6 protein-coding genes are annotated in these 6,661 nt (G+C 69.2%); 4 read left to right on the forward strand and 2 right to left on the reverse strand.

The annotated features are described in order from the left end of the window. Positions 1-1,744: type III secretion system export apparatus subunit SctV (gene sctV / locus ACK59X_RS16880; RefSeq protein ID WP_409959000.1), on the forward strand; the 1,744-nt coding region annotated here is incomplete at its 5' end. A 62-nt stretch (positions 1,745-1,806) separates the two neighbouring features. Here sctV and ACK59X_RS16885 read toward each other — a convergent pair. Beyond that, positions 1,807-2,139, reverse strand: a complete 333-nt coding sequence (locus ACK59X_RS16885; protein WP_409959002.1) for an STAS domain-containing protein — start codon at positions 2,137-2,139, stop codon at positions 1,807-1,809. A 113-nt stretch (positions 2,140-2,252) separates the two neighbouring features. Between ACK59X_RS16885 and ACK59X_RS16890 the strand changes: the two genes are divergently transcribed. The 3 genes from ACK59X_RS16890 (at position 2,253) to ACK59X_RS16900 (ending at position 4,287) form a co-directional block, all read left to right on the forward strand. Continuing rightward, entirely contained in the window at positions 2,253-3,761 is a 1,509-nt protein-coding gene (locus ACK59X_RS16890) for a hypothetical protein (RefSeq protein WP_409959004.1), read from the forward strand. An 8-nt stretch (positions 3,762-3,769) separates the two neighbouring features. Further along, positions 3,770-4,030: a hypothetical protein gene (locus ACK59X_RS16895; RefSeq protein ID WP_409959006.1), complete on the forward strand. Its 261-nt coding sequence runs from the start codon at positions 3,770-3,772 to the stop codon at positions 4,028-4,030. 71 nt (positions 4,031-4,101) lie between these two features. After that, complete coding sequence (locus tag ACK59X_RS16900; protein ID WP_409959008.1) at positions 4,102-4,287, forward strand: EscF/YscF/HrpA family type III secretion system needle major subunit; 186 nt, start codon at positions 4,102-4,104, stop codon at positions 4,285-4,287. A gap of 151 nt (positions 4,288-4,438) precedes the next feature. On the opposite strand, the gene ACK59X_RS16905 is transcribed toward ACK59X_RS16900, so the two are convergent. Then, on the reverse strand, positions 4,439-6,538 hold the full coding sequence (locus ACK59X_RS16905) for a hypothetical protein (protein WP_409959010.1): 2,100 nt from the start codon (positions 6,536-6,538) through the stop codon (positions 4,439-4,441). Between the last annotated feature and the right edge of the window lie 123 nt (positions 6,539-6,661).

The following is a 6,661-nucleotide window of genomic DNA, read 5'->3' on the forward strand; positions in this document are numbered from 1 at the left end:
CCTGGTGGTGTTCCTGATTCTGACCATCGTGCAGTTCGTCGTGATCACCAAGGGCGCGGAGCGCGTGGCCGAAGTGGCAGCGCGTTTTTCGCTCGATGCGATGCCGGGCAAGCAGATGTCGATCGACGGCGACATGCGCGCCGGCACCATCGACATGAAAGAGGCCAAGCGCCGGCGCAACATCGTCGAGAAGGAAAGCCAGCTCTACGGCGCCATGGACGGCGCCATGAAGTTCGTCAAGGGCGATGCCATCGCCGGCCTGATCATCGTGGCCGTGAACCTGCTGGGCGGCATCGTCATCGGCGTGATGCAGCGCGGCATGACGGCCGCCGAGGCGGCGAAGACCTATTCGGTGCTGACCATCGGTGACGGCCTGATCGCGCAGATCCCGGCCCTGTTCATCGCCATCTGCGCGGGCATGATCGTCACGCGCGTGCAATCGGGCGACGGCCCGTCCAACGTCGGCAAGGACATCGGCCAGCAGGTGCTGGCCCAGCCCCGCGCCCTGCTGATCGCCGCCGCCGTGGCCCTGGGCATGGGCCTGATTCCCGGCATGCCGCTGCCGGTGTTCCTGATCCTGGCGGGCGTCATCGGCACCGTGGGCATCGTCATCATGCGCAGCACGCGCCGCGTGGTCGACGAGAAGACCGGCGAGGTCACCGAGGTGCCGGCCATGCAGCCCGCGGGCGAAAAGCCCAAGAAGAAGGCCACCGACGGCAGCGAGGAATTCGCGCCCACCGTGCCCCTGCTCATGGACGTGGCCGCGGGGCTGCAGCAGGCCTTCGACGCCGACGTGCTCAACGAGGAGCTGCTCAAGATCCGCCGCGCCCTGTATTTCGACCTGGGCGTGCCGTTCCCCGGCATCCAGCTGCGCTTCAACGACGCCCTGCCGCCCGAGAGCTACAACATCCTGCTGTCCGAGGTGCCGGTGTCGCAGGGGCGGCTGCGGCCGGGCTGGCTGCTGGTGCGCGAAAGCACGGCCAACCTGGATGCGCTGCAGATCGCCTACGAGAGCGACCGCAAGTTCCTGCCGCACATTCCCACGCTCTGGGTCTCGGCCGAGCTGCGCGATACGCTGGGCCGGGCCGGCATTCCCTTCATGGACCCGAGCCAGGTACTGACCTACCACCTGGCCTTCGTGCTCAAGAAGTACTCGGCCGACTTCATCGGCATCCAGGAGACACGCTTTCTGCTCAGCGCCATGGAAGGGCGTTTCCCCGACCTGGTCAAGGAGTCCACACGGGTGCTGCCGATCCAGAAGATCGCCGAGATCCTGCAGCGCCTGGTGTCCGAGGACATCTCGGTGCGCAACCTGCGCGCCATCCTTGAGTCGCTGATCGAATGGGGCCAGAAGGAAAAGGATTCGGTGCTGCTGACCGAGTACGTGCGCTCCACGCTCAAGCGCCACATCAGCTACAAGTATTCGAGCGGGCAGAACATCCTGCCGGCCTACCTGCTGGCGCCGAGCATCGAGGACACGGTGCGGGGCGCCATCCGCCAGACCTCGGCGGGCAGCTACCTGGCGCTGGATCCAACGGTGAGCAAGCGCCTGGTGGACAACATCAAGAAGACCGTGGGCGATCTGGGGGCGAGCGCACAGCGGCCGGTGCTCCTCACGTCCATGGACATCCGCCGCTACCTGCGCAAGATGATCGAGCAGGACCTGTACGAGCTGCCTGTGCTGAGCTACCAGGAGCTTACGCAGGAGATCAATATCCAGCCGCTCGCACGGATCGACCTGTGATGCGGGCCTTTTCCACCATCCGCACCAGGATGCACCCCGGCCGCCGCCGGGGCTGCGGCCGTTCAGACCTTGGCCAGGCCTTCGTCCAGCGTATCGGTGACGGCGAACAGGGTCAGGAAGCCGCTCATGTCGAACACCTCGCGCACCATGTCGCGCAAACCGACCAGCACCAGCTTGCCCTTGCTGGCACGCAGCTTCTTGCCCGCGAGCAGCACCACGCGCAGGCCGGCGGAGCTGATGTAGTCCAGCGCCGAGAGGTCGAACACCACGCGCTGCGTGCCCGCTTCGAGCTGTTCGGTGATCACGCGCTCGAGTTCGGGCGAGCTGCTGCTGTCGAGGCGGCCGCGCGGGCGCAGGATCAAGATGTCGTCGCGGCGCTCCTGTTCGAGGTTCATGGGCGCAATCCTTTGAATCATGGCTGTGGAAAAGAAGTCCTCGGACTTCGGCTGAGCCCATTGTATGGGCCGCACCGTCGTTCCCGGCACGCGATGCGCACAGGAGCCTGCCAATGAGCGCGCAACCCGACGACCACGGGCAGGACGCCGAGCTGCGTGTGCTGAGCGGCTGCCACGCCGGGGCCCGCGCGCCGCTGGCCGAGGCCCTGCGGATCGGCGCGGGCGACGACTGCGACCTGATCGTGAGCGACATGGTGCTGCCGCCGGGCGCCCAGGGCTGGCTGCATGCCACCGGGGGCCATTGGAAGGTGCTGGCCCAGCGGCGGCCCGCTGGCGCGGCCAACGACGCTGCCGGCCCCGGGGCCGCGGGTGACGCCTGGGTGCCCCCCACCGCCTGGGGCGGTGTGGTGCGGCTGGGTGGCATCGCCATCACGGTGAGCGCTCCCCATGCCTCCTGGCAGGCACTTCCAGAGGGTGAGGCTGTGGCTGCCGCGCCCGTGGCGCCGGCTGCCACAGCGGAGGCCGAGCCGGCACCAGCGCAGGAGCTTGCGCTTCCGGATGGGGCGGATGCCACGCCCGCACCCCGGGAAACGCCGGCGCCGGTGGTGGTGGACGCAGCAGCACCTGCGGCCGCTGCGCCACCGCCTCCGGTGGCGCGGGCGCGCAGCTGGCACCCCGCCTGGGTGGTGGGGGCCGCCCTGTGCGTGCTCCTGCTGGGCGTGTTCGTGTCCCTGCTCACCGGGCGCGGCCCGGCACCTGCAGCCCCGGCAGCGGCCACGGCGGCCCCCGCACCCGCGGACCCGGCGCGCCAGCAGCAGATGCTGCGCGGCATACAGCGCGCGGTGGCGGCGGTGGATCCCGCCCTGCGCCTGCAGATCGACCCGCGGCCCGATGGCCGCGCGCGCGTGAGCGGATGGGTGCCGGGCATCGAGCAGCTGGATCGCCTGGCCGAAGGCCTGGCCACGGTCCGGCCCACGCCGGTGCTGGCCGTGCGCACCGCTCCCGAGCTGCTCGACGACCTGATGGTGGTGGGCAACGCCACGGGCGCACCGCTGCGCTTCGAGCTGCTGGGCGCGGGTCGCGTCAAGGCCCTGGGGGCGGTGCTGACGGCGACGGAGCGCGACCGTGTGCTGTCGCAGCTGCGCGAACGCCTGCCGCCGGGCATCGAACTTGTCGACGCGCTGCGCGTGGCCGAGCAGCAGGGCCCCGCCATCCTGGAATGGCTGCGTGTTGCCGGCTTCGGTACGGCCAGCGCCAACTGGGACGCGCAGGCGCAGCAGTTCGCGCTGGCGCTGGACATCGAGCCCGGCCGGCGCCCTGCGCTGGAGTCGCTGCTGGCACGCGACGGCACGCCGCTGTCCGGCATTGCCTTCACCTTGCGCGTGCGCGAGACCGCGCAGGCGGCGGCCGCGCCTGCCGGCAGCGTGGCGCTGGTGCACGCCAGCGTGGCGCCACTGCCGTTTCGCATTCGCGGCGTGGTCGGCGGCCCGGCGCCCTACGTGGTGCTCGGCGATGGCAGCAAGCTGCAGCCCGGTGGCCAGCGTGCCGGCTGGCGCCTGGCCGGCATCGAACCCGACCGCCTGGTTTTCGAGGGACCGCGCCGCCTGGTGGTGTCGCGGTGAGCAACAGCATGAAACTTCTGGTACCTGGCGTTGACCGATCCGTGCAGGCGTCGCCTGGGCCGCTGAGCGAGCTGGAGCTTGCGTTGCAAGGCGAGCATGCCGCGCAGGCGCGCGAAGAGGCGCTCGCCGCCCTCGGGGCGATCGAGGACCGGATGCGCAGCGCGGCTGCCGCCGGCTTGCCGCCAGCCGAATTTGCGGTGCTGACCGCCTTGCAGGACGCTTGTCAAGCGGCCCGCGAAACGCTCACAATACCGGTGCGCCGCCTGTAGACAGACTTTTTCCGCGTTTTTTCTTCTTCTGCGCGTTTTTTCCACCCCGCCCCACCCTTCAGGAGTCCGCCATGGCCGGTATCAACTTCAACAACCTCCACAACACCCTGGGCAAGGTCTCCCAGACCCGCGAAGCCGAGCTGCAGAGCACCATCACCAGCATGGACGATTCGGCAACCACCACCGACCTGCTCAAGCTGCAGCAGCAGATCCAGCAGTGGACCATGTTCACGCAGATCCAGAGCACCGTGGTCTAGGAAGTGGCCGACACCTTGAAGGGCGTGATCCAAAAGGCGGCCTGAAGCCCCTGGCAGTCCTCCCGCACCCACAAAAAAGCCGCGCATTGCGCGGCTTTTTGTTGCCGGTCGCCGCCACCCGGAGGCTGCGGCGCCGGCTGCCCTCCGGCGTTCAACTGCGCAGTTGTATGTTGAAGCGCAGGGATTCGGCCACGCTGACGCTGTAGTCGGGCGCAATGCGCAGGCTGTAGGAGAAGGTTGCGTGGCTTTGCGCCGGGTCGACCTGCACGGGGGACGAGCCGTCGAGCGGGGTCACCCTATCGACATTGGGGCGCGAGTAGTCGAAGGTGACGCGAATGCCTCCGGCCGGGTCGGCCTCCATGCGGTAGCCCGAGACGCCAAGGCCTTCGGGCATGCCGGGCGTGCCGTCGGGCGCCTGGACGCCCAGGTCCCCGCGCATCATGCTGGCCATCAGCGGTGCCATGGTCTGCTGGTTGGCGTACTGGCTCACCAGCATCTTCATGCGGGCGTCGCCATGGGTCAGCGTATCCAGCAGGGCGGCCGACTGCGCGGCGTCTCCCTGGCGGATGGTCTGGCCGCCAATGGTCACCGTGGCGCGCGGCCAGTCCTTGCCGGCCTGCTCGCAGATGCCGTCCGGTCTGGCGGTGACCACGCCGTGGCCTGAGGGCGGGGTCAAGACATCCCGGTTGAAGGCCTGGGCCGCCGCGCCCGTGAGCGAGCCGGGCAGATCCTGGGGCCGGTTGTCGCGCGGGTCGATCGAGATGTGCACCTCGGCACCGCGCCGTTCGATGCCGAACTTGTCCGACTGGCCACCGAGCTTGGCCGTCGCCTCGGCGATCTGCCGGCGCACGGCCATCACCTCGCGCAGGGTGCCGGCATCGTTTTTCTCGGTGGCCGCATCCTGGATGCGGTTCAGTGCCTCTTCGATGAAGGGCAGGCCGAACTTGTGCACTGATTGGCCCACGGCCTTGGCCGAGGCGTCGATGGTGCCGGCGGCGATGGCGTTGTTCACCAGTTGGGCAAAGGGCGCCGCCACATCGTTCTTGAGCGTGCCCTTGTAGATGTGCTCCTGGCGCCGCATCTCGTCCGACCTGCCCTGGAACATGCTGCCCAGGAAGTTGGTGGCATGGCCGATGTTGCGGTCCAGCGCGGAGAAGAAGCGGGTGATGCCCTGGCCCACGCCCTGGTGCGGCTCGGTGCGGAAGTAGGGCGGGCAGCCCACCGACTCGAACTTGACGAACAGGTCCTGCGTGCCGTCCTTGGCAGCGAGCTTGTCGAACAGGATGGTTCCGCCCTGGCCTGGCAGCATGTTGCGGTAGTCCTCGATGCCGCGCTGGCTGGGCTTGCCGCTGGGGATCAGGCCGGCAATCTTGTGCTTCTCATTGTGGTCCACGCGTTCGCCGAAGTGGGTGGACATGCGCGAGTCCGCCGTCGGGGCCGCTGCCAGGAAGCCGTAGATCTTGTTGCCCGGGTCCTTCATGACGAAGGAGCCCGAGGAGGACATGTCGGTGATCTTCTGGCCGCCGATGGCGGAATGGTCCTGGCTCTGCTCGCGCTGCACATCCTGCTGCGCGGCGGCGGCCATCATGTACCAGCTCAGCGCCCGCGTGGTGTGCACGCTGCTGTCCACCTGCACCGGCTGGCCGCCGACCTGCACCGTGACGGGCGAGCCCCCGGCCGGGCTGTCGCGAAGCGCCTCCGCCAGGCGCTCACCGGTGGCGACCATGCCCTCTATCTGCTGCGGGGTCATGGGCGTGCCCTGGGCCTGGGCGTGCGCCGTGAGCTTCTCCATCACGCCGGGATTGTTCAGCAGGCTGCCGGGCATGGGCTGGCGCATCTGCGTGAGCGCCGGGTTGGCGGTTTCGAAGCGCCTGTCGGCGGCGGGCTCCAGCAGCTTTTCGTTGATCAGCCGAGGCACCTGCAGCAGCAGGCGTGTCACGCCCACCGTGACCAGGGCCGCCAGCCCCACCGGCAGTGCGATCGGGGCCAGCACAATGCCGGCCAGCACCTTGCCTGCGGTCTTGAAAAAGCTTTTGGCCTTGTCGGCCAGGCTGACGGACTGCTCGCGCGGCTGGCCATCGCCGACCTGGATCTGGCGGCCGGCGAGTGCGCCTGCGCCCATGCGCGCCGGGCCCACGCCCTGCGGCGCCTGGCCCTGGCCCTGGGGCGCCTGTACATGGCCCTGGAGGCCCAGGGGGGCGATCCCGCCCAGGTTGGGCGGGGGAAGTGCGTGACCGATAGGACTGCTCATGGCGTGCTCCCTGGCTGCGGATCAGGCGCGAAGCCCCATGTGGGGCTGCATCAGCGGCGCGGCGCCACCGCCGTCGGCGGGCGTGCCTTCGACAAAGGCCTTCCAGAACGCCGAGGTGTCGAC

Origin of the sequence: Acidovorax sp., from assembly GCF_046339755.1 — a bacterium.
In the GTDB taxonomy this organism is placed as follows: Bacteria; Pseudomonadota; Gammaproteobacteria; order Burkholderiales; family Burkholderiaceae_C; genus Acidovorax.

Excerpts from the sequence above, each read along its gene's own strand:
- ACK59X_RS16900 (WP_409959008.1), top strand. The coding sequence starts at position 4,102 with ATGGCCGGTATCAACTTCAACAACCTCCACAACACCCTGGGCAAGGTC.
- ACK59X_RS16895 (WP_409959006.1), top strand. The coding sequence starts at position 3,770 with ATGAAACTTCTGGTACCTGGCGTTGACCGATCCGTGCAGGCGTCGCCT.
- ACK59X_RS16905 (WP_409959010.1), bottom strand. The coding sequence starts at position 6,538 with ATGAGCAGTCCTATCGGTCACGCACTTCCCCCGCCCAACCTGGGCGGG.
- ACK59X_RS16890 (WP_409959004.1), top strand. The coding sequence starts at position 2,253 with ATGAGCGCGCAACCCGACGACCACGGGCAGGACGCCGAGCTGCGTGTG.
- ACK59X_RS16885 (WP_409959002.1), bottom strand. The coding sequence starts at position 2,139 with ATGAACCTCGAACAGGAGCGCCGCGACGACATCTTGATCCTGCGCCCG.